Below are 21769 nucleotides of genomic sequence, written 5' to 3'. Positions count from 1 at the left end.
TGGCGGAATGGACGGGACTCGAACCCGCGACCCCCTGCGTGACAGGCAGGTATTCTAACCAACTGAACTACCACTCCGTTTTCATAGGTTCTTTAGCCACTTCCCTATTAAGTGGTGGGTGTGGAGAGGTTCGAACTCCCGACATTCGCCTTGTAAGGGCGACGCTCTCCCAACTGAGCTACACACCCAAATTTAATTTTAAAGCTATTTAGTTTAATGGTGCCGCCACCAAGAGTCGAACTCGGGACCCTCTGATTACAAGTCAGATGCTCTACCAACTGAGCTATAGCGGCTCTAAAAGCTAAATCAAATTTTCAATTATACTCAGAGTAAAAGTGGTGCCGCCACCAAGAGTCGAACTCGGGACCCTCTGATTACAAGTCAGATGCTCTACCAACTGAGCTATAGCGGCCTATTCAACAACACTATTCACTTTTACATAGCACCTTTAAGGTGGTGCCGCCACCAAGAGTCGAACTCGGGACCCTCTGATTACAAGTCAGATGCTCTACCAACTGAGCTATAGCGGCCTATTTAACAACGCAGTTCACTTTTACACCTTATTCCTAAGATGGTGCCGCCACCAAGAGTCGAACTCGGGACCCTCTGATTACAAGTCAGATGCTCTACCAACTGAGCTATAGCGGCTTTAATAAAAGCAAAATCTTTTTTTATTTCCAATCTTTAAAAGAAAAGAAACTTTGACCAAGTAATGGTGCCGCCACCAAGAGTCGAACTCGGGACCCTCTGATTACAAGTCAGATGCTCTACCAACTGAGCTATAGCGGCTAAACTATCTTCTTGGTCGGGACGGCAGGATTTGAACCTGCGACCACTAGCACCCCATGCTAGTGCGCTACCAGGCTGCGCTACGCCCCGAAACCAACAACTCTGTCGTTGTCAGCGGGTGCGTATATTACTATAACGAATTGAAAAGGGAAGACTTTTATAGCTTTTTTTTAAATTAAATCATGTAAGTTAGGCCTAACAGATAAATTGGCTATTCTCTGATCTAAATACTCTTATAACAAGCTAATAGTCTCAACCAAACCTCTTGTTCGTTAAATACTAAAGCCACTCTACTTAAAATAAATAACCTTTCACAAACGAGATAAAAACAAAACGGCCCAATAAAAAAGCCACCTTAAAGGTGGCTTTTAAAAGAGAGAAACTAAATCACTCTTGCATATAATCTTCCACTTTTGACTTAAGCTTTTGCCCTGGCCTAAAGGTAACAACTGTACGCGCTGTAATTGGAATTTCTTCTCCCGTTTTTGGGTTTCGACCAGGTCGCTGACTCTTTTCACGGACTTCAAAATTACCAAAGCCCGATAACTTTACTTGCTGCCTTTCAACAAGTGAATGGCGTAAGACATCAAAAAAGCCTTCAACAAGATCTTTTGCATCCTTCTTACTTAGACCAATAGTATCTACTAAATTTTCAGCAAGGTCCGCTTTTGTCAACGATCCCATAAATCTATCCCCTTACAACGGCTCCCAACTGCTCAGCCAAGGCTGCTACAGTCTGTTCGACAGAGTTGTTTACTTCTTCATCACTAAGAGTGTGTGAAGGATGCTGCCACGTCAAGCCCAAAGCGACACTTTTTTTCGTCTCATCAATCCCTTTGCCTTGATAAACATCAAAAACCAAGACATTTTTGAGGCCTTCTCCAGCAGAGCTAACAATCACTCGCTCCAACTCACTGACAGGAACAGACCTATCAACAAGTAAAGCAAGATCTCGACGAACCTCTGGGAAACGAGAAACCACTTTGTATTCAGGCAAAGTTGCATTAAGCACTGCGTTCAATGCAATATCAAATACATAGATAGGCTGGTTCGCCCCCAATGTTTTAGATAGCTGCGGATGGAGCTCCCCCATAAGACCAATAAACTGACCATCAATATAAATATCAGCTGAACGACCTGGATGCAGAAACTCACACGTTGAACGCTCATAAGTTGGCTGACCACCATTGTTTAGTTCAAACAATGCTTCTACATGCGCCTTCAAGTCATAAAAGTCTACTTTCTCACTACCGTGATACCAAGCTTCAGGGTGACGACTACCAGCAATAAGACCAGAGATCTGTTGCTGCTGGTCGAGATCTTCTAACGCTTCTACAGAACCAATAAAACGCCGCCCAGTTTCAAACAAACGAACACGGGACTGTTGACGGTTTTGGTTATATAAATACGCTTTTACAAGCCCAGGAATCAGACTTGGTCGCATTACACCCATGTCTGCAGAAATTGGATTTGCCAAAGGCACTGGTTCAATTTCTGATAAAAATTGCTTACTAAGCACAGGATCAATAAAGCTATAAGTTACAGCCTCTTGATAACCCTGAGACACTAAGGTGGCACGCAAAGCTTGAATTGGCGTTTTACCTTCTGACAAAGGAGTGAAGTTCACTGCTGCCTGAGGCATAGAAGAAGGCAAGTTGTCATACCCATAGATACGCGCCACTTCTTCAATCAAATCTGCTTCAATCGCAATATCAAAACGATGAGACGGTGACTTAACAGTCCAAACTTCGTCATTTACTTCAAGCATTTCCAAACCAAGGCGTGTCAAAATATCTGTAACAAGCTCTTTTTCAATGGAAATCGCTAAGTATTGATCTAGCTTTTTACGACGTAAAGTAACAACTGCCGCATCCGGAAGAGACACTTCATTCACCGTATGGGTTACTGCACCAGCTTGTCCGCCAGCAATTTCTAGGATCAAAGCCGTAGCACGTTCAATTGCTTTCTCTTGCAGACTTGCGTCAACACCGCGTTCGAAACGATGAGAAGAGTCTGTATGCAAACCATAAGAGCGCGCCTTACCCGCCAATGCGATAGGAGCAAAGAAAGCACTTTCTAGGAAAACATCTGTTGTTCCATCGTTCACACCAGAGCCTTCACCACCCATAACACCAGCAATGGCTAATGGCGCTTTCTCATCGGCAATCACCAATGTATCTTCACGAAGAGAAACTTCCTGACCATCTAACAAAACAATTTTTTCGTCAGCCGTTGCCATTCGCACAACAATGGATCCAGACAAATGTTCTAAATCAAATGCATGCATTGGTTGACCCAATTCGAGCATGACATAGTTCGTAATATCGACGATAGGATCAATAGAACGAATTCCGCTTCGGCGAAGCTTTTCAACCATCCACAAAGGCGCTTGCGCTGTGACATTAACACCACGGATAACACGCCCTAAATAACGTGGACACGCTTCTACAGCACTAACACGAACAGGGAATGTATCTTCAATAGCAACATCAACAGCCACTATATCAACAGGAGTAAGGTCAACTTTATTTAACACACCCACTTCACGTGCTAGTCCAGCTAGGCTCAGACAATCACTTCTATTTGGCGTCAGATCAACATCGATAATTTTATCATCAAGACCCAACACCTCACGGAAGTCAGCACCTGTCGACAACGACAAAGGCAACTCCATAATGCCGTCGTTATCATCACTCACACCTAATTCAGATGCTGAGCACAACATACCAAACGATTCTACCTGGCGTAGCTTGGCTTTTTTAATCTTGAAATCACCGCCTAATACAGCACCAATTTTTGCGAAAGGAATTTTAATTCCTGGTCGTGCATTTGGAGCACCACAAACGACTTGAAAAGCATCGGTACCGTCTGACACCTGGCAAACTTGAAGCTTGTCAGCATTCGGGTGTGGATCCGCACTGATAATTTCACCCACTACCACACCAGAAAATTCAGAGGCAACAGGCAAAACTTCATCAACTTCAAGACCAGCCATAGTTATCTGAGCCACCAAATCATCACTACTGATGCTTGGATTGACCCACTCTCTTAGCCAATTCTCACTAATTTTCATAAAAACACCCTAGATCGACTGGTTACTTGAATTGCTTAAGGAAACGTAAATCGTTTTCAAAGAACATACGAAGGTCATCTACTTTGTAGCGCAACATAGCAAAACGCTCGACACCCATACCAAAGGCAAAACCAGTATATTTTTCAGAATCGATTCCAGACATCTCAAGCACTTTAGGGTGGACCATGCCACAACCCAACACCTCCAGCCAAGATTCCTCACCCTTACTGTTTGTACGCATGATATCAACTTCAATAGAAGGCTCAGTAAAAGGAAAATAGCTAGGACGGAATCGCACCTTTAAATCATCTTCAAAGAAGACATTCAGAAACTCCTGTAAAATTCCTTTCAAATCAGCAAAGGAAATATTCTCATCAATTAGCAAACCTTCAACTTGATGGAACATCGGAGTATGCGTCTGATCTGAGTCACAACGATACACTCGGCCAGGACAAATAATTCGGATAGGTGGCTGCGTTTTCTCCATCGTACGTACTTGAACAGGAGATGTATGCGTTCTCAGTACGGTCGTTGGATTAAAGTAAAATGTATCTTGCATTGCACGCGCAGGATGATGTGCAGGAATATTTAACGCTTCGAAGTTATGATAATCATCTTCGATTTCTGGACCTGCTGCCACATCAAAACCAATGCCACGAAAAAATGTTTCAATACGCTCCATGGTTCGAGTAACTGGATGCAAACCTCCCACTTCTTGCCCTTTGCCAGACAAAGATATATCAATCGTTTCATTAGCAAGCTTGGCATTTAAAGCGGTTTTTTCTAGTCCAGCTTTACGCTCAGTAATTTTCTCCTGAACTTGCCCTTTGGCTTCATTCACCATTTGACCAAACTTTGGTCGCTCCTCTGCAGAAACATTACCAAGCTGTTTCAACAAAGCGGTAAGAGCGCCCTTTTTACCCAAATAATGTACTCGAACATCATCTAGTGCGGACTCACTCTCAGATGCAGCTACTGCGCTTAACGCATCAGCAAGAATCTGCTTTAGGTTCTCCATTTATACACTCCAAAAAATAAAATAGGGGAAGAGCGCTAGCTCTTCCCCTATTAAAGACTGCATTGAGTTACTCGTTCTATTAAGACGGAATCTTTCAAGATCGACTCACTCTAAGGCTACGTCAGAAATTAAGCCAAGCTTGCTTTCGCTTTTTCAACGATAGCAGCAAAAACTTCTTTCTCGTACACAGCTAGATCAGCCAAAACCTTACGGTCAATTTCGATTGCAGCTTTTTTCAAGCCAGCAATGAAACGGCTATAAGATAGACCATTAATACGTGCAGCAGCGTTGATACGAGCAATCCACAATGCGCGGAATTGACGTTTACGCTGACGACGGTCACGGTACTGATACTGACCAGCTTTGATGACTGCTTGTTTAGCTACACGAAATACACGGCTACGTGCACCGTAGTAACCTTTAGCTTGCTTTAAAATCTTCTTGTGACGGCGACGAGCCTGAACACCACGTTTTACGCGAGGCATAATATAAACCTTCTATACTAATGAATTAATAAACTTAAAAATCGAAACTTAAATGTATGGCAACATGCGTGTGATTAACGCTTTGTCGCTAGCAGCGATGCTCTTCATTGCACGAAGATGACGCTTACGTTTAGTCGATTTCTTAGTCAAAATATGACTAGTATGAGACTGCTTATGTTTAAAACCATTCGCGGTACGTTTGAAGCGCTTAGATGCGCCACTGTGTGACTTAATTTTGGACATGATAAAACCACTCTCGCATTCGTTAATGTTAATGTAATTTCTTAATAACCTAAGTCATTTAAAATTACTTCTTCTTTTTGGGGCCTAGCACCATAGTCAATTGACGACCTTCCATTTTCGCAGCTTGCTCTACTGCACCATATTCCTCTAAGTCTTGAGCGACTCGATTCATAAGTTGCATACCAAGCTCCTGATGGGCCATTTCACGACCGCGGTATCGTAATGACACCTTAGCCTTATCCCCGCCTTCAAGGAAACGTATCAGGTTGCGGAGTTTTACCTGATAATCCCCTTCCTCCGTCCCTGGACGGAATTTCATTTCTTTTACTTGGATCTGCTTAGCATTTTTCTTTTGAGCGGCTTTCGCTTTTTTCGCTTCAAAGATGTGCTTGCCATGGTCCATGATTTTACAAACAATCGGATCAGAGTCAGTAATCTGCACTAAATCAAGGCCCGCGTCTTGAGCAGCCTTAAGCGCTTCCTCAATCGATACGACACCAATTTGTTCACCATCTGCTGCGATTAAACGCACTTCAGTAGCTCGAATGTTCTCGTTGATTTGAGGACGCTGCTTACCAGCGGCACGTCCACGATTCATATTACCTTTTATAGCGCTATCTCCACTTCTTGTTTACGGCTACGGCGAGTCACTTCTTTTTGAAGCAGTTCTTCAAAATCAGAAATACTCATCACTCCAAGATCGTCACCAGTTCGAGTTCGAACGGCAACTTGATTTTGTTCAACCTCTTTGTCTCCCACAACAATCATGTATGGGATACGCTGAATTGTATGCTCGCGAATTTTAAACCCGATCTTCTCGTTTCTCAAGTCCAGTTTTGCCCTAAAGCCCTTGGAATTGAATCTTTTTTCCAAATCTGAGCAATATTCGGCTTGTCGATCGGTAATATTCATAATCATCACCTGTTCTGGCGCCAACCAAACAGGGAATGATCCTTCAGTCTCTTCAATCAATATACCGATAAAGCGCTCTAGAGAACCAACAATTGCACGGTGCAACATAACCGGTGTTTGACGAGAACCATCTTCCGATACAAATTGCGCACTCAAACGATTAGGCATTGAGAAATCTACTTGAATTGTACCGCACTGCCACACTCGACCAATGGCATCTTTCAAAGAAAACTCAATCTTTGGCCCATAGAAAGCACCTTCACCTGGCAACTCTTCCCAATCCAATCCTGCTGCATCTAGAGCGTCCGCCAAAGCTTTCTCTGACTTATCCCACACATCATCAGAACCAACACGCTGCTCAGGGCGAGTTGAAAGACGATAGATAACATTATCAAAACCAAAATCTGCATAAACTTCATGCAACAAGCGAATAAATTCAGACACTTCACTCTGTATTTGATCTTCTGTTGCAAAGATATGCCCATCATCTTGTACGAAATTACGCACACGCATAATGCCGTGTAAAGCACCAGATGGCTCGTTACGGTGACAAGAGCCAAATTCGGCCATACGAAATGGTAGATCGCGGTAACTCTTCAAACCTTGATTGTATACTTGCACATGACACGGGCAATTCATCGGTTTCACTGCGTAATCACGGTTCTCCGAATGCGTTGTAAACATGTTTTCTTGGTACTTACCCCAGTGCCCTGATTTTTCCCAAAGAACACGATCAACAATCTGTGGAGTTTTTACTTCTTTATAGTCATTATCGAGCTGTTTTTGACGTAAATATTGCTCAATAACTTGGTATAAATGCCAACCTTTAGGATGCCAAAAAACCATCCCTGGCGCTTCTTCTTGAACATGAAAAAGATCCAGTTTTTTACCTAACTTACGGTGATCTCGTTTTTCAGCTTCTTCGATTCGAGTTAAGTATGCTTTTAACTCTTTCTTGTCATTCCACGCTGTACCGTAAATACGCTGCAACTGTTCATTATTGGAATCACCACGCCAGTACGCACCAGCCAGCTTCATCAATTTAAAATGACGTAAAACTCGAGTATTAGGGACGTGAGGACCACGACACATATCCAAATACTCTTCGTGATGATACAAACCAACTTCTGTTGTTGATTCATCCATATCATCAATAAGGGAAACTTTGTAAGTCTCACCACGCTCAGAAAACAACTGACGAGCCTCAGCAATCGGCGTCATTTTCTTAACCACATCATAATCCGTTTTCACTAACTCAACGATGCGTTTTTCAATTGCTGCTAAGTCTTCTGGTGTGAAAGGACGTTCGTACGCGATATCGTAATAAAAGCCTTCATTAATCACAGGACCTATGGCCATCTGCGCCGTTGGATACAATTGTTTTACTGCATGCCCAACAAGGTGAGCAAAAGAGTGACGAATGATTTCAACACCGTCTGAGTCCTTCCCTGTCACTATGCTTAATTCAGCATCGTCAGAGATTAACTCACACGCATCAACAAGTTGTCCGTTAATACATCCTGCTACAGTTGCTTTAGCAAGACCAGGGCCGATATCTTCGGCAACCTGCATAACAGTAACTGGATTAGAAAAAGAGCGTTGGCTGCCATCAGGCAAAGTAATTACAGGCATTTTATTCCCCTATCGGAGTCAGTGGTGCTCCATACTAAAGAGCACATGTAAATTTCAGCGCATAACCTACCATTTTTCTATTATTCATGCGAATCAAATTTAAATAAGACTTTTTAGTGCATGTAATGGACATCTATAAAAATCAAGCTTTTTTTCTCTCTTTCAGGCATAGACATTCTCTGTACTGAGCGTAAAATTGCCATCTGTTTCATGAATACTTTAATTGACTAATAAAACCTATGGCTCTTGATAATCTTGACGACTACTGCATTGAGACAACTCAATCAGAACCAGACCTTTTGCTTGAGTTGGTTGAAAAAACCTACTCTGACATGGGCTATCCAGATAAACTATCAGGTAAAACTATAGGACGTACATTAAAGCTTTTAGCAAAAATCGCCCAACCAAAACGTGCCTTGGAGATTGGCATGTTTACAGGCTATTCGGCCCTTTCTATTGCGGAAGGCATGCCTGTTAATGGTGAGCTGATTTGCTGCGAAACCAACCCAAGAGCGATTGAATTCGCCCAGTCTTTTTTTGATCGTAGTGAGCACGGAAAAAAAATCAATGCTATTTTTGGGCCTGCTCTTAATACGATAAATTCCTTGGAAGGGGAATTCGACTTTGTCTTTATCGATGCAGATAAGCGCAACTATTTAAATTACTATGAGGCAGTGTTGCCTCTTGTAAAATCAGGTGGCCTCATCATCATTGATAACTCTCTATGGCAAGGGCGCGTTCTAGATCCTAAAGAAAACAGTGACATTGCCGTCGACCAAGTCAACCGTTTAATCGCGCAAGACAACAGAGTCGAGAATGTCCATTTAAATGTTCGTGACGGTCTCAACATCGTCGTAAAACACTAACCCTATTTTTTAATAGAACCCTCTCACCTTTGGGTCTCCTTAGGCGATAGGGTTTTATTTGCTATTTAAAAGATACTAGTTAAGAGGCAACGATTTTGGTCGTTTTTAAAATCACAAATAATATTTCTGGAAAGCATTATATTGGCACCTCCTTTAACAGTGGATTCCAGCGTTTTGAGCAATATGTTGAAGCAACAAACGAAGGCTTAGACTTTCCTCTGTATAATGACATCAGGGAAAGTGGCATTGAAGCTTTTATTGTTGAGGAGCTTTTTGAAACCAGTGACAAGCAAGAGCTATATGAGCTGGAAACAGATTACATTTCAATTTATAACGGTGAAAGCCTACGCGGCTACAAGATTGCTCAAACAGCAGAAAAGTCGGTGAATCTAAATCTTGGCAAAAAGGCATTATTTGACGCAAATGGCGTATCCACAGCAGAGCAACCTAAGAAAACACGAAAAGCAGCGGTAAAAAAAACCGTTGAACTACCAAAGAAAACGGTTGAAGCCACACCAACAGCCAAATCTCTCTTTGGTGAGCTTATCAGTGAAGAGAGACTAGATGCACCCACTGAAAAAGTAACAGATAAAAAGAAACCGGTTACTCGCACAAAAAGCAAAGCTAGTATTCAAAAGATGCTAAACGAAGCTGAAAGAGCATCAAAGAAAGAGCGTGAAGAAAAACTAAAACTACAGCAGCAAGCTGAAGCGGAAGAAATGGCTCTTATCATGACAAAGATTGACGTAACATCCAAATCAGCCACCTCCGCTTTCAGAAAGCGTAAAGGCTAATTTAACGCCCCCTCACTCTTTTCAAAAGAAAAATCCCCGATTAAACACGCATTAATCGGGGATTTTTTTGTATATCGAACCAAACTTAAGCTCTTGATTTTTTCAGTGTCTCAGAAATCATAAACGCCAATTCCAAAGACTGATCTGCATTCAAACGAGGATCACAATGTGTATGGTAGCGATCAGCAAGGTCAGCTTCTGTCACCTCAAAAGAACCACCAATACATTCCGTCACATTTTGACCTGTCATTTCAAAGTGTACACCACCGGCATAAGTACCTTCTGTATTATGCACTTGAAAAAACTGCTGCACTTCTTTTAAAACATCATCGACACGACGAGTCTTATATCCCGTTGATGCTTTCACAGTATTACCATGCATAGGATCACTACTCCAAACAACCTGCTTCCCTTCTCTCTGGATAGCTTGGATTAACTTAGGCATTCCATCTTCAACTTTATCAGCCCCCATTCGAACAATCACATTCAAACGGCCAGCCTCATTTTCTGGGTTTAGCACATCACACAAACGCACCAAATCTTCAGGGTCCATAGAAGGACCGGCCTTCACTCCAATCGGATTTTTAACACCGCGTAAAAATTCAACATGAGCACCATCCAACTGACGAGTGCGATCACCAATCCATAACATATGCGCAGAACAATCGTACCAGTCACCAGTCAGGCTATCCTGACGCGTGAGAGCTTGCTCGTATGGTAATAACAAAGCCTCATGGGAGGTATAAAATTCTGTTTCTTTTAATTGCGCCAAACCAGAACCGACTCCGCAAGCCTCCATAAACTGCAGCGCATCATCAATCTTTCCTGCCACTCCATGGAAGCGATCGCCCACTGGGCTAGCATTTAAGAAGTCTAAGTTCCACTGATGAACTTGATGCAGATCGGCAAAGCCACCTTGAGCGAATGCTCGAAGTAAATTCATCGTTGAAGCGCTTTGATTATAAACTTGGATTAAACGCTCAGGATCTGGAACTCGTGCTTCTTCGGTAAATTCAATGCCATTAATAATGTCACCACGATAGCTTGGCAACTCAATACCATTAACCGTTTCCATTCCCGCAGATCTCGGCTTAGCGAATTGTCCAGCCATACGACCGACCTTAACAACTGGGCACTTGCCTGCATAAGTAAGCACAACAGCCATCTGCAACATAACTTTAAAAGTATCACGAATATTATTTGCATGAAATTCAGCAAAGCTTTCAGCACAATCACCACCTTGCAATAAAAATGACTGCCCATTCGACACTTGTGCCAATGCTTTTTTAAGTTGACGAGCTTCACCTGCAAAAACAAGAGGAGGCATGTTTCCTAACGTCGTTTCAACCTGAGATAAATGCGCTGCGCTAGGATAAACCGGCTGCTGTAATGCCGTTTTTTTTCTCCAACTTGCTAACTCCCACTCTTTCATAACTATTCTTAACCTTTTTCCATATTATTGTTTAGTATTTTCAACGGGCTACAACCCAAAGTATTTCGGCATCTTGTGAGGACAAAGACACCACCGCATGCCCCATAGTGGCATCATAATACACACTATCCCCTTCTTTTAATTCAATTGGTTCATAGAGCTCAGAGAAAAAATTAATTTTACCTTCTAAAACCAAAAGAAACTCTTCGCCGTCATGGCGCACCCACTCTTTAAATTCACCAAAAGACCGAGCTCGCACCTTGGTTTTAAAAGGTACCATCTTCTTACGACTAATAGAGTAATTTAATAACTCATGCTCATAAGTTGCTGTTGGATGGGGCTCTCCCTTTCCTTTTCGTGTGATATCTCTACGACCAGCAATCGAGTACTCACTCGCCTCAACAAAAAGCTGAGGCAAGTCCATTTCCAAACCATTTATTAATTTCTGGACGATGGTAAAGCTAGGAGAAACCTGGTCATTTTCGATTTTAGACAAGGTTGAGCGTGCTATGCCAGTTCTCTTTCCAACCTCTTCTAACGTCCAACCTTTCGCCAGACGTATCTCTTTTACCCGTTTCCCAAGCTCTAAGGGCTCAACAAAACGATCCGGGTCAGACGCGGTGGCAGTTTCTAATGAAGGACGACTAACCATAATATTCCAATACTACTTTTTAAATTTAACCTTACTTAAAAGCCAACAACCTAAGTACGCTTTTAAACCTCTACGTCTTCGCCAAAGGCTCCATTGCGGCAGAACAACGAGACAAGTCAAATCCTTTACCTGAGACTTGGGAAACCAACTCTTGATACCTTTCACCTTGAGCATTTTTCATCAATACCCACAAGACAGAGGAACGGGTACCCGTTCGGCAAAATGATAGCGTTTTCTCACCTTCTACCAAGGCATCACTCTGAACATCTACATGCGTCTGAGAAAGCTTAGGAAGCTCAATAGGGTTACTAACGTATTTCATACCAAGCATTTCCACTGCAACACGAATACTTTCACCAGAAGGCTGATCATCTGATTCACCATCTGGACGATTATTAATAATTTTCTCAAATCCTTGAGCTTTTAATGATGCAAGATCCTCCCTAACAATCTGAGGCGACACAAAATAAAATTCATCAAGTTGAACAAGACTACTCATAGCAGTTTCTCCACAATAGAAACATTTTAAGAACGATAAAGTACTTTTATTAAGTGAAAGCCAAATTGCGTTTTAACTGGCCCCTGTACTTTTAATAGGGGACCATTAAAAACGGCTTTATCAAAAGCTGCAACCATAGCGCCTTTTTTAAATTCCCCTAAATCCCCGCCTTTCTTTCCAGAAGGGCAAATCGAAAACTTTTTAGCTAGCTTATAAAAGTCACCACCTTTATCCAATTTTTCTTTAATAGACTCAGCTTCCGGTTTTGTTTTCACTAAAATATGGCACGCACTTGCAGTAGACATCTATAATTCCTGTTACTTAAATATACTAGATAAAACATGGTAACCTATTTAATATAATAGAAGCAGTTACTATAAATAATTAACTTCAGAACAATACAGCCGTCCATAATGGATTAACACCAACAACACTAGGCGAGTTTATCAATGAGCACTTATGCAGCAATTAGCGATCTTTCCTTTCTTCTTGTAGAGCCTTCAGACACACAAAGAAAGATTATTATAAAAGCACTGGAAGATGCCGGCATAAAGCAAATAGAATGTGTGAACAGCATCCAAGAAACGATGGACCTATTAACATCCTTCCCTCCAGATCTTGTTATTTCCTCTATGTACCTTCCTGATGGCTCAGCGAATGACCTTATCGATAAAATTCGCTCAAACGAAGACACTGAAGGACAATGTTTCATGCTAATTTCCAGCGAACGGAATAGAGATCATTTAGAACACCTTAGACAATCGGGCGTACTCGCCATTTTACCAAAACCTTTCAATCAAAAAGATCTCAAACGTGCTATACACGCTACTCTCGACTTAATCGTCGAAGAGGAAATAGATCTAGAAATGTTTGACCCTAGGACACTTCGAGTATTAGTCACTGACGACAGCCGTATGGCGAGAAAGCACATAAGCAAAACACTCAATACAATGGGAATTGTTGATATTGAGTTTGCTGAGAATGGTAAAGAAGCCATAGACATTCTGAATCAAGCAGAGTTTGACTTAATCGTAACGGATTACAACATGCCAGAAATGGATGGCAAAGAACTGACTGACGCAGTAAGACAAAGCACAGAATTAGCTCATATTCCTATTTTAATGGTAAGCTCAAATTCAGAAGACAGCCAGCTATCTAATATTGCTCAAGAAGGCGTCGATGCTATCTGTGGGAAACCTTTTGAACCAAGTGTCGTAAGAAAACTCTTAGCACAAATTTTGAACTAAAAAAAAGAGCTTCATGTTGAAGCTCTTTTTTTGACACTTAAGAATTAAACACTCAAGATTAAGTCATCCACTATTTCCAGATTCGCCTCAGGAAAGTCATAGGAAGATAAAGTCTGAACAGGCACCCAACGAACCTCTTGGCCTTCTTTTCCTATCGGGTTACCTTCAAAACCTGTAACCTGATAGAAAAGCAGATGAACTTTCTTATCGCCGTAATCATGAGAAATTTCTTTAAAGAAAGAGTACTCTGTCACAGAGATATCACACTCCTCTTTCAATTCTCGAATCAAAGCAATCTCAGCAGACTCTGAAGGCTCGCATTTACCTCCAGGAAACTCCCATAAACCACCTTGATCTTGATTACCCTTTCTCAAGGCAATAAAAACAAGGTCGTCTCTTAAAATAATACCTACTGCAACTCTAATTAACATTAGGTGCGGTACTCAGCATTAATAGTGACATATTCATGAGAGAAATCTGTCGTCCAAACCATATCAGATTCCTTACCCATACCTAAATCAATGCAAATATGGATTTCATCTGGCGCCATGGCTTTTTGGCCATGCTCTTCCAAATAGTCAGGGGATCTACCACCGTCTCGCGCGATCTCGAAACCATTAATATGCAACTGAACTTTATCAACATCTAAATTCTCAACACCTGCACGACCGACAACAGCCAAAATACGCCCCCAGTTAGGATCTGAAGCGAAAAGAGCTGTTTTCACCAGTGGTGAGTGCGCGATTTCAAATGCAGTTTTAGTCGCATCTTGTTGCTCAACGGCACCAACAACCTCAACAGTCACAAACTTAGTCGCACCTTCTCCATCTCTTACGATTGCATGAGCAAGCTCTTGCATTACTTCTGTAAAAGCCGAGATAAAGACTTGCGTCAAAGGCTCGTTAATAGAAGTCAATTTAACATTACTTGCCATTCCAGTAGCAACAGCAATACAAGAATCATTAGTTGATGTATCACTATCAACTGTAATGCGATTAAAGCTCTTATTTACAACGTCTTTTAAAATGCTGTGAAGCAAATCCTCATCCATTGAAATATCGCTGAATACATAACCCAACATGGTCGCCATGTTAGGACGAATCATGCCAGCACCTTTCGAAATACCCGCGACGGTATAAGTTCGACCTTCAAATTCAAAGGTGCGTACTGAGCCTTTTGGCAAAGTATCAGTAGTCATAATACCAACACCTGCCGCATTCCAATTATCCGCAGATAAGTTAGCAATCGCTGCCGGTATCGCATCAATGATTTTATTTACTTGTAAAGGCTCACCAATTACACCTGTTGAAAAAGGTAAAACAGCATCAACATCAACACCTACTTGAAGCGCTAACGCATCACAAGTCTTTAATGCATTTTCAAGCCCTGACTTTCCAGTACCGGCATTAGCATTGCCTGTATTAACAAGCAAATATCTACTGTTTGTCGTGCTTAAATGCTTCTGACAAATACGAACTGGCGCAGCGCAGAAAGCGTTTTGAGTAAACACACCAGCAACGGAAGCACCTTCACACAACTCAAAAAGAACAAGGTCTTTTTTGTTTGCTTTTTTAATACCCGCTTCCGTAACACCAATTCTCACACCTTTAATTTCAGGTATGAGAGGGAAATCATGCAACCCTACAGCCATTTAAATGCTCTCCAATTAAACTAGGCGACCGTGACATTGTTTGTATTTCTTACCAGAGCCACAAGGACAAAGCTCATTTCGACCTACTTTAGGGTACTCAGCACCATCATCAGACGATGAATCCGATTCATTCGATAATGAGTCTACAGAGTTGTGAACCATGTCCATTTTAGTCTTTTCTTCTTGCTGACGACGAGCTTCTTCAATCTTTTCAGCTTCTTCTGCAGACTGTATTTTTACTCTCGTGATAATTTGAATAACTTCAAATTTAATCTGGCTTAATAAACCTTGGAACAATTCAAATGCTTCACGCTTATATTCTTGCTTCGGATTTTTCTGAGCATAACCACGCAAATGAATACCTTGGCGCAGCATGTCCATGGTTTGCAAATGTTCTTTCCAAAGAGTATCAAGCACTTGAAGCAATACTTGTTTCTCAAATGATCGGAATGCAGGAGCTCCAGCAATCTCTTCTTTTTCCTTATGATTAGAAGCCACACTATCAAGAACCTTCTGACGAAGTGGCTCTTCATAAAGTTTTTTATCTTCTTCAACCCACTGAGCAATAGGCAAGTCTAAGCCGAATTCGTTGCGTAACTTCTCTTCCAGACCAGTAAGATCCCACATATCAAAGATACTTTGAGGCGGTATAAACTCATCAATCAAGTCAGAAATAACTTCCTCTCTCATTGCTGCAATAGCTTCAGATAAATCATCAGAAACCATCATATCAAAGCGCTGAGTATAGATTACTTGCCTCTGATCATTAGCAACATCGTCGTATTCTAATAACTGTTTACGAATATCGAAGTTACGACCTTCAACTTTACGCTGGGCTTTTTCAATCGCGTTAGAAACCATCTTATGCTCAATGGCTTCACCTTTTTCCATACCAAGTGCCATCATCATTTTCTTGATGCGGTCTGACATGAAAATCCGCATTAAATTATCTTCTAGTGATAAGTAGAAACGAGAAGAACCTACATCACCTTGACGGCCTGCACGGCCACGCAACTGATTATCTATACGGCGAGATTCATGACGTTCTGTACCGATAATATGCAAACCACCTGCAGTCAAAACAGCTTCATTACGTGATTCCCAATCTGCTTTAAGTGCATCAATACTTTCTTGGCTAGCGCTTTCACCAAGTTGAGCCAGCTCAACTTGCAAATTACCGCCAAGAACAATGTCGGTACCACGCCCAGCCATGTTAGTTGCAATGGTTACAGCCCCAGGTCGACCAGCATCAGCGACAATTTCCGCCTCTCTCTCATGCTGTTTGGCATTCAACACATTATGTTTTACGTTCTTTTTATTGAGATAGCTTGATAACAACTCAGAATATTCAATCGAAGCAGTACCAACAAGTACAGGGCGACCTTGATTAACCACTTCTTCAATATCTACTACAATCGCTTCAAACTTGTCTTCAGTAGACATATAAATCAAGTCATTGAAGTCTTTACGCTGAACTTGGCGATTCGTTGGAATAACAACAACAGACAAACCATAAATTTGCTGAAACTCAAAAGCTTCAGTGTCTGCTGTCCCTGTCATACCTGACAATTTTTCATATAAACGGAAATAATTCTGGAAGGTTGTTGAAGCCAAAGTCTGGCTTTCCGCCTGAATAGTCACACCTTCTTTTGCTTCAACCGCTTGGTGAATTCCTTCAGACCAACGGCGCCCAGCCATAGTACGTCCAGTATGTTCATCAACGATGACGATTTGATCACCTTGAATAACATAATCAACGTTTTTCTTGAAAATAACATGAGCTTTCAGACAAGCATGAACATGATGAAGCAAAGACAAATTCGCAGCTGCATAAAGGCTCTCACCTTCACCTAGCATGTCTTGCTCTACCAACCAACCTTCGACAAAAGAGTGGCCTTCTTCAGTTAATTCAATATTGCGCTGAGATTCATCATAAACATAATGACCCGTTATTTCGTCTTCACCTTCCGCTTCTTCTTGCTTAATAAGCAAAGGTGCCAGTTCATTGATTCGGCGATACTGCTCTGAACTATCTTCAACTGCACCAGAAATAATAAGCGGCGTTCTAGCCTCATCAATAAGAATGGAATCCACCTCATCGACAACAGAGAAATTCAATTCACGCTGCACACGATCTTCTAAACGGAAAACCATGTTGTCACGCAAATAATCAAAACCAAATTCGTTGTTGGTGCCATAAGTGATATCACATAAGTAAGCAGCTTTTTTGTCTTCTCGATCCTGCCCAGAAAAGACAACGCCAACACTCATATCTAAGAACTCATAAAGTGGTCTCATCCAATTAGCGTCACGCTTTGCCAAATAGTCATTCACGGTAACAACATGAATACCTTTTGATGATAAAGCGTTTAAATATACTGCCAGAGTCGCAACCAGCGTTTTACCTTCACCTGTACGCATTTCTGCGATACGACCTTCATTAAGTACCATACCGCCGATAAGCTGAACGTCGAAATGACGCATTCCCATAACTCGACGACTACCCTCGCGAACAACGGCAAAAGCTTCCGGTAAAATAGAATCTAATGATGCTCCGGCATGAAGACGCTCACGAAACTCACCCGTTTTTGCAGCCAAATCGTCATCAGACAATCCTTTTAAAGGCTCTTCAAATTGATTGATTTGTGAAACAACTTTTCTATATCGTTTAACTTCTCGGTCATTCTTTGTACCGATAATTTTTTTAATTACAGTTCCTAACATCTTGAACTCAACGTATCCAATTAGTAATAAACACAGTCTATCATGGTAATGTGTGACAAAACATGAAATATCAAGAACCTATATACAAAAAAACCAGACATTATGTCTGGTTTTTTTGTAATTCGATCAAGTTTTCAGCACTAGTAACTAGGCATTTGCAAAAACTGAATCCGTATAAGAAATAGGGTCAGCTTGCGCTTCATCCTCAAAGACAACATATTCCCAAGCATCTTGCTGCTCAAGCAAAGCCAACAACAATTTGTTGTTTAATGCGTGTCCAGATTTGTATGCTTTATATTCACCAATCAAACTATGACCTAGCAAATAAAGATCACCAATAGCATCTAACACCTTGTGACGTACTAGCTCATCTCTATAACGCAAACCTTCGTCATTCAATACTCTAAAATCATCAAGAACGATTGCATTTTCCATGTTTGCACCGCGAGCAAGGTTATTATTCTTGAAGTATTCAAGATCTTTCATAAAACCAAATGTTCTTGCACGACTAATTTCTTTGACAAAGGTTGTTGTCGAGAAATCGAATGAAGTACTTTGAACATCTTCACCAATTGCAGGGTGCTGAAAATCAATAGTAAAAGACAAACGAAAGCAAGAATGAGGCTCTAATGAAGCAAACTTATCGTCTTCTTCTACTTTAATTGGCTTTTTGACTCTGATGAATTTCTTAGGCGCGTTTTGAGCTTCCAATCCAGCAGATTGCAATAAAAATACAAAAGGACTCGCACTACCATCCATCAAAGGAATCTCACTAGCACTCACTTCAACATAGGCATTATCAACACCTAAACCAGCCATTGCAGATAACAAATGCTCCACAGTGCTAACTTTTACATCACCCTGACATAAAGCCGTAGCAAAATTAGTTGAACCTACCGATCGAGCATCACCAGGAATTTCTACAACAGGATCTAAGTCTGTACGAACAAATACAATGCCAGTATTTACAGGTGCTGGTTTAAGTGTCAAATACACTTTCTCACCAGAGTGTAAACCAACTCCAGTTGCTCGAATAATGTTTTTTAGTGTGTGTTGGCGTACCATTATATTCCTACAATTTTATGAATGGATACTAATCTTTGAAAAAATAGTATCAACAAGCTCTTGATTATACAATCCAACATATTGATATTTCATTATTTTTGCGCAAACTAGTCTAGTCAGCTTGTCTACGCAAGAATGCTGGAATGTCCAAATACGATAATTTATCGTCACTCGACGCTTCAGAAGAGTCAGCTGACTCTACTTTTTCATTCAAGCTTTTCTCTACCTCTTCAACCTTTGCATTAGGCAATGGTTGAGACTCAGACTGAGACGCTACAACTTGAGGCGTTTCTACACTCTCCACTACAGGTTCAGGTCTTGCCGTTACTGGTTGAGAGACAACAGATTCACCAACAGCAGATTTCATTTCAACTGCAGGACGACCCTCTAAACCAGTTGCCACCACCGTAACTCGCATTTCATCACCAACATTAGGATCAATTGCACAACCAATCACGACAGTAGCATCTTCCGATGCATATTCTTCAATAATGCCACCAACCTCAGTAAACTCAGACAAACCAACTTCTTCGTTTGCCGTGATATTTACCAGTACACCTCGCGCACCTTTAAGATTGATATCTTCTAATAATGGATTATGTATAGCAGCCTCTGCTGCAACCCTTGCTCTATCATCACCTGATGCAGAGCCCGTTCCCATCATCGCCATTCCCATCTCAGACATCACCGTTCTTACATCAGCGAAGTCAACGTTGATAAGGCCTGGTCGCATAATCAAATCTGTAATACCTTGAACAGCATTAAACAGAACATTGTTCGCTTCACCAAACGCTTTCAACAATGAAATATTTTTACCTAGCACAGGAAGAAGGCGTTCATTTGGTACTGTAATTAATGAATCGACATTTTCTCGTAATTCTTTAACACCTTCTTCGGCAACTTTTGCTCGACGGCGGCCTTCGAAAGGAAAAGGCTTAGTTACTACAGCAACAGTTAATATGCCCAACTCACGAGCAACTTTAGCAATAACAGGTGCCGCACCCGTTCCTGTGCCGCCACCCATACCGGCCGTGATAAACACCATATCGGCACCAGTTAGCAAATGTGTAATTTTTTCTTGATCTTCTAGGGCAGAGTCTCGTCCGACCTCAGGGTTTGCGCCAGCTCCAAGCCCTTTAGTGATGGCTGAACCTAATTGCAAAGAAACACCCGTATCAAAACCTATTAAGGCTTTCGAATCTGTATTGGCACAAATGAACTCAACGCCCTCTAGGCGATTTTGCAACATATGACGAACAGCATTACCGCCGCCACCACCAACACCAATTACTTTAATAACAGCATTATCGGACAAATTATCTTCTGCTAAATCAAAGACACTCATGGGCTTATCGCTCCTCAAATAAATTCATAATCAATTCTGACTAAATATAACTCTGAAACCAGTGTTTTAATTTCTGCCATGCCTTCGTTGCACTGAAAGATGGTTTAGTTTCCTTAGGTACCAGAATTGATGTTTCTCGTTTAGTTTTCGTCTTAGACATCGTCCGCTTTGAGATTTCAGTTACTTCGGTCTCTTTACTACCATAAGCCAATAATCCAACGCTTGTTGAATATATAGGGTTATCGACAATATCAGACATTCCTTTAGTACAATCTGGCACAGATAATCGAATTGGCATCTGAAAAATCTTCTCAGCCAAGTCTGCAGCGCCTTCCATAAGCGACGTACCACCAGTAATTACAATACCTGCTGGGATTCTCTCTGCGTAACCACTACGCCTTAACTCATCCAAAATTAAGGTGTAAATTTCTTCATATCTTGCCTCAACCACCTCTGTCAGGGTATGACGAGTGATTGATCTTGGTTGGCGATCACCAACACTTGGCACCTGCAAAACTTGATCTGCAGATACCATAGATGACATTGCGCAGGCGTATTTCACCTTTATTTCTTCAGCATGCTGAGTCGGTGTGCGCAACGCCATGGAAATATCATTTGTCACTTGATCTCCAGCAACGGGTACGACAGCTGTATGATGTAACGCACCATCAATCCAGACCGCAATATCTGATGTGCCAGCACCAATATCGATCAAACAAACACCTAAATCTTTTTCATCTTCACTTAATGAAGAATCACTAGAAGCGAGCTGAGAAAGAATGACGCCATCAACACCTAAGCCACAGCGCTTAATGCACTTTTCTACATTCATAACCGCATTAACGGCACCAGAAATAAGATGAACATTTGCTTCAAGACGAACACCAGACATACCTAAAGGGTCTTTAATCCCTTCTTGAGAGTCTATGTGGTATTCCTGTGGAAGAATATGGAGAACGCGTTGATCGGATGAAATTGGAACAGCTTGCGCTGCGTCTATCACTCTTTCTATATCTTCTTGCTGAACTTCACCGTTCTTAACGGCAACAATGCCATGAGAGTTCAAGCTACGAATATGACTACCTGCCACACTGACATACACAGAATGAATATTACATCCTGCCATCAGCTCAGCTTCTTCAACTGCTCGCTGAATAGATTGCACTGTAGATTCAATATTTATAACAACGCCACGCTTCATACCTTTGGCGCTATGAGAGCCAATACCGACAATTTCCAAACTACCATCAGCCAGTACTTCACCAACTAAACAGATAACTTTTGATGTGCCTACATCCAAACCGACTATCATTTCACCTTCCCGGTATTGCGTGTTTTATAA

At 41.5% G+C, this 21769-nt stretch carries 20 protein-coding genes and 8 tRNA genes; 3 read left to right on the top strand and 25 right to left on the bottom strand.

The window, feature by feature from the left end; translation table 11 throughout:
* The 15 genes from ABFY09_RS13530 to thrS all read right to left on the bottom strand — a co-directional run bounded on the left by ABFY09_RS13530 (nucleotide 1) and on the right by thrS (nucleotide 8152).
* Nucleotides 1-77, bottom strand: a tRNA-Asp gene (locus ABFY09_RS13530).
* A gap of 35 nt (nucleotides 78-112) precedes the next feature.
* Nucleotides 113-188: transfer RNA gene (locus tag ABFY09_RS13525), tRNA-Val, on the bottom strand.
* A 29-nt stretch (nucleotides 189-217) separates the two neighbouring features.
* Nucleotides 218-293: transfer RNA gene (locus tag ABFY09_RS13520), tRNA-Thr, on the bottom strand.
* A 43-nt stretch (nucleotides 294-336) separates the two neighbouring features.
* Nucleotides 337-412 (bottom strand) — tRNA-Thr (locus ABFY09_RS13515).
* A gap of 42 nt (nucleotides 413-454) precedes the next feature.
* A tRNA-Thr gene (locus tag ABFY09_RS13510) sits at nucleotides 455-530 on the bottom strand.
* 42 nt (nucleotides 531-572) lie between these two features.
* Nucleotides 573-648: transfer RNA gene (locus ABFY09_RS13505), tRNA-Thr, on the bottom strand.
* Nucleotides 649-713: 65 nt separating this feature from the next.
* Nucleotides 714-789 (bottom strand) — tRNA-Thr (locus ABFY09_RS13500).
* 13 nt (nucleotides 790-802) lie between these two features.
* Nucleotides 803-879: transfer RNA gene (locus ABFY09_RS13495), tRNA-Pro, on the bottom strand.
* Between the two features lie 297 nt (nucleotides 880-1176).
* Nucleotides 1177-1473 (bottom strand): integration host factor subunit alpha, encoded by a 297-nt coding sequence (locus ABFY09_RS13490; RefSeq protein WP_347984826.1) that lies wholly within the window; start codon nucleotides 1471-1473, stop codon nucleotides 1177-1179.
* Nucleotides 1474-1477: 4 nt separating this feature from the next.
* On the bottom strand, nucleotides 1478-3862 hold the full coding sequence (gene pheT, locus ABFY09_RS13485; protein WP_347984825.1) for a phenylalanine--tRNA ligase subunit beta: 2385 nt from the start codon (nucleotides 3860-3862) through the stop codon (nucleotides 1478-1480).
* Nucleotides 3863-3884: 22 nt separating this feature from the next.
* A complete protein-coding gene (gene pheS / locus ABFY09_RS13480) occupies nucleotides 3885-4880 on the bottom strand; it encodes a phenylalanine--tRNA ligase subunit alpha (protein ID WP_347984824.1) in 996 nt (331 codons plus the stop codon).
* Between the two features lie 128 nt (nucleotides 4881-5008).
* The gene (gene rplT / locus ABFY09_RS13475) at nucleotides 5009-5365 is read right to left on the bottom strand and encodes a 50S ribosomal protein L20 (protein WP_024023333.1); all 357 of its coding nucleotides are present in this window, start codon (nucleotides 5363-5365) and stop codon (nucleotides 5009-5011) included.
* 48 nt (nucleotides 5366-5413) lie between these two features.
* Complete coding sequence (rpmI, locus tag ABFY09_RS13470; protein WP_317004231.1) at nucleotides 5414-5608, bottom strand: 50S ribosomal protein L35; 195 nt, start codon at nucleotides 5606-5608, stop codon at nucleotides 5414-5416.
* A 64-nt stretch (nucleotides 5609-5672) separates the two neighbouring features.
* The gene (gene infC, locus ABFY09_RS13465; RefSeq protein WP_347984823.1) at nucleotides 5673-6206 is read right to left on the bottom strand and encodes a translation initiation factor IF-3; all 534 of its coding nucleotides are present in this window, start codon (nucleotides 6204-6206) and stop codon (nucleotides 5673-5675) included.
* 8 nt (nucleotides 6207-6214) lie between these two features.
* On the bottom strand, nucleotides 6215-8152 hold the full coding sequence (gene thrS, locus ABFY09_RS13460; RefSeq protein WP_347984822.1) for a threonine--tRNA ligase: 1938 nt from the start codon (nucleotides 8150-8152) through the stop codon (nucleotides 6215-6217).
* Nucleotides 8153-8391: 239 nt separating this feature from the next.
* Here thrS and ABFY09_RS13455 point away from each other — a divergent pair, with 239 nt between their 5' ends.
* Nucleotides 8392-9018 (top strand): class I SAM-dependent methyltransferase, encoded by a 627-nt coding sequence (locus ABFY09_RS13455; protein WP_347984821.1) that lies wholly within the window; start codon nucleotides 8392-8394, stop codon nucleotides 9016-9018.
* 95 nt (nucleotides 9019-9113) lie between these two features.
* The gene (locus ABFY09_RS13450; RefSeq protein WP_347984820.1) at nucleotides 9114-9812 is read left to right on the top strand and encodes a GIY-YIG nuclease family protein; all 699 of its coding nucleotides are present in this window, start codon (nucleotides 9114-9116) and stop codon (nucleotides 9810-9812) included.
* Between the two features lie 85 nt (nucleotides 9813-9897).
* On the opposite strand, the gene ABFY09_RS13445 is transcribed toward ABFY09_RS13450, so the two are convergent.
* From ABFY09_RS13445 to ppiC, 4 genes are all read right to left on the bottom strand, one after another.
* Entirely contained in the window at nucleotides 9898-11244 is a 1347-nt protein-coding gene (locus ABFY09_RS13445; RefSeq protein WP_347984819.1) for a 3-deoxy-7-phosphoheptulonate synthase class II, read from the bottom strand.
* 40 nt (nucleotides 11245-11284) lie between these two features.
* A complete protein-coding gene (locus tag ABFY09_RS13440) occupies nucleotides 11285-11896 on the bottom strand; it encodes an XRE family transcriptional regulator (RefSeq protein WP_347984818.1) in 612 nt (203 codons plus the stop codon).
* Nucleotides 11897-11966: 70 nt separating this feature from the next.
* The gene (locus ABFY09_RS13435) at nucleotides 11967-12395 is read right to left on the bottom strand and encodes a TIGR01244 family sulfur transferase (protein WP_347984817.1); all 429 of its coding nucleotides are present in this window, start codon (nucleotides 12393-12395) and stop codon (nucleotides 11967-11969) included.
* Nucleotides 12396-12421: 26 nt separating this feature from the next.
* Nucleotides 12422-12700, bottom strand: coding sequence for a peptidylprolyl isomerase PpiC (gene ppiC / locus ABFY09_RS13430; protein WP_347984816.1), 279 nt, complete (start codon nucleotides 12698-12700; stop codon nucleotides 12422-12424).
* A 144-nt stretch (nucleotides 12701-12844) separates the two neighbouring features.
* On the opposite strand from ppiC, the gene ABFY09_RS13425 reads away from it, so the two are divergent.
* The gene (locus ABFY09_RS13425) at nucleotides 12845-13642 is read left to right on the top strand and encodes a response regulator (RefSeq protein ID WP_347984815.1); all 798 of its coding nucleotides are present in this window, start codon (nucleotides 12845-12847) and stop codon (nucleotides 13640-13642) included.
* 44 nt (nucleotides 13643-13686) lie between these two features.
* Here the strand turns inward: ABFY09_RS13425 and mutT are convergent, their stop codons facing one another.
* The 6 genes from mutT to ftsA form a co-directional block, all read right to left on the bottom strand.
* Complete coding sequence (gene mutT, locus ABFY09_RS13420; RefSeq protein WP_347984814.1) at nucleotides 13687-14073, bottom strand: 8-oxo-dGTP diphosphatase MutT; 387 nt, start codon at nucleotides 14071-14073, stop codon at nucleotides 13687-13689.
* Nucleotides 14073-15293 carry a bifunctional glutamate N-acetyltransferase/amino-acid acetyltransferase ArgJ gene (gene argJ / locus ABFY09_RS13415; protein WP_347984813.1) on the bottom strand — a complete coding sequence of 407 codons (1221 nt, stop codon included), beginning with the start codon at nucleotides 15291-15293 and terminating at the stop codon, nucleotides 14073-14075. Before argJ ends, mutT begins: the two co-directional genes overlap by 1 nt.
* Before the next feature lie 15 nt (nucleotides 15294-15308).
* Nucleotides 15309-18017 carry a preprotein translocase subunit SecA gene (gene secA / locus ABFY09_RS13410; protein ID WP_347984812.1) on the bottom strand — a complete coding sequence of 903 codons (2709 nt, stop codon included), beginning with the start codon at nucleotides 18015-18017 and terminating at the stop codon, nucleotides 15309-15311.
* Nucleotides 18018-18164: 147 nt separating this feature from the next.
* Nucleotides 18165-19082: a UDP-3-O-acyl-N-acetylglucosamine deacetylase gene (lpxC, locus tag ABFY09_RS13405; protein ID WP_347984811.1), complete on the bottom strand. Its 918-nt coding sequence runs from the start codon at nucleotides 19080-19082 to the stop codon at nucleotides 18165-18167.
* A 112-nt stretch (nucleotides 19083-19194) separates the two neighbouring features.
* Nucleotides 19195-20427 (bottom strand): cell division protein FtsZ, encoded by a 1233-nt coding sequence (gene ftsZ / locus ABFY09_RS13400; protein ID WP_347984810.1) that lies wholly within the window; start codon nucleotides 20425-20427, stop codon nucleotides 19195-19197.
* A 40-nt stretch (nucleotides 20428-20467) separates the two neighbouring features.
* Entirely contained in the window at nucleotides 20468-21739 is a 1272-nt protein-coding gene (gene ftsA / locus ABFY09_RS13395; RefSeq protein ID WP_347984809.1) for a cell division protein FtsA, read from the bottom strand.
* Between the last annotated feature and the right edge of the window lie 30 nt (nucleotides 21740-21769).

This window comes from Marinomonas sp. 5E14-1, from assembly GCF_039939215.1.
Taxonomy (GTDB): Bacteria; Pseudomonadota; Gammaproteobacteria; order Pseudomonadales; family Marinomonadaceae; genus Marinomonas.
Note: the sequence above shows the minus strand (reverse complement) of the source record. Positions and strands in the feature narration are given on the sequence as shown.

What these genes read in the sequence shown, in the direction of transcription:
- ABFY09_RS13490 (WP_347984826.1), bottom strand. Translation starts at nt 1,473, where the DNA reads ATGGGATCGTTGACAAAAGCGGACCTTGCTGAAAATTTAGTAGATACT.
- pheT (WP_347984825.1), bottom strand. Translation starts at nt 3,862, where the DNA reads ATGAAAATTAGTGAGAATTGGCTAAGAGAGTGGGTCAATCCAAGCATC.
- pheS (WP_347984824.1), bottom strand. Translation starts at nt 4,880, where the DNA reads ATGGAGAACCTAAAGCAGATTCTTGCTGATGCGTTAAGCGCAGTAGCT.
- rplT (WP_024023333.1), bottom strand. Translation starts at nt 5,365, where the DNA reads ATGCCTCGCGTAAAACGTGGTGTTCAGGCTCGTCGCCGTCACAAGAAG.
- rpmI (WP_317004231.1), bottom strand. Translation starts at nt 5,608, where the DNA reads ATGTCCAAAATTAAGTCACACAGTGGCGCATCTAAGCGCTTCAAACGT.
- infC (WP_347984823.1), bottom strand. Translation starts at nt 6,206, where the DNA reads ATGAATCGTGGACGTGCCGCTGGTAAGCAGCGTCCTCAAATCAACGAG.
- thrS (WP_347984822.1), bottom strand. Translation starts at nt 8,152, where the DNA reads ATGCCTGTAATTACTTTGCCTGATGGCAGCCAACGCTCTTTTTCTAAT.
- ABFY09_RS13455 (WP_347984821.1), top strand. Translation starts at nt 8,392, where the DNA reads ATGGCTCTTGATAATCTTGACGACTACTGCATTGAGACAACTCAATCA.
- ABFY09_RS13445 (WP_347984819.1), bottom strand. Translation starts at nt 11,244, where the DNA reads ATGAAAGAGTGGGAGTTAGCAAGTTGGAGAAAAAAAACGGCATTACAG.
- ABFY09_RS13440 (WP_347984818.1), bottom strand. Translation starts at nt 11,896, where the DNA reads ATGGTTAGTCGTCCTTCATTAGAAACTGCCACCGCGTCTGACCCGGAT.
- ABFY09_RS13435 (WP_347984817.1), bottom strand. Translation starts at nt 12,395, where the DNA reads ATGAGTAGTCTTGTTCAACTTGATGAATTTTATTTTGTGTCGCCTCAG.
- ppiC (WP_347984816.1), bottom strand. Translation starts at nt 12,700, where the DNA reads ATGTCTACTGCAAGTGCGTGCCATATTTTAGTGAAAACAAAACCGGAA.
- ABFY09_RS13425 (WP_347984815.1), top strand. Translation starts at nt 12,845, where the DNA reads ATGAGCACTTATGCAGCAATTAGCGATCTTTCCTTTCTTCTTGTAGAG.
- mutT (WP_347984814.1), bottom strand. Translation starts at nt 14,073, where the DNA reads ATGTTAATTAGAGTTGCAGTAGGTATTATTTTAAGAGACGACCTTGTT.
- argJ (WP_347984813.1), bottom strand. Translation starts at nt 15,293, where the DNA reads ATGGCTGTAGGGTTGCATGATTTCCCTCTCATACCTGAAATTAAAGGT.
- secA (WP_347984812.1), bottom strand. Translation starts at nt 18,017, where the DNA reads ATGTTAGGAACTGTAATTAAAAAAATTATCGGTACAAAGAATGACCGA.
- lpxC (WP_347984811.1), bottom strand. Translation starts at nt 19,082, where the DNA reads ATGGTACGCCAACACACACTAAAAAACATTATTCGAGCAACTGGAGTT.
- ftsZ (WP_347984810.1), bottom strand. Translation starts at nt 20,427, where the DNA reads ATGAGTGTCTTTGATTTAGCAGAAGATAATTTGTCCGATAATGCTGTT.
- ftsA (WP_347984809.1), bottom strand. Translation starts at nt 21,739, where the DNA reads ATGATAGTCGGTTTGGATGTAGGCACATCAAAAGTTATCTGTTTAGTT.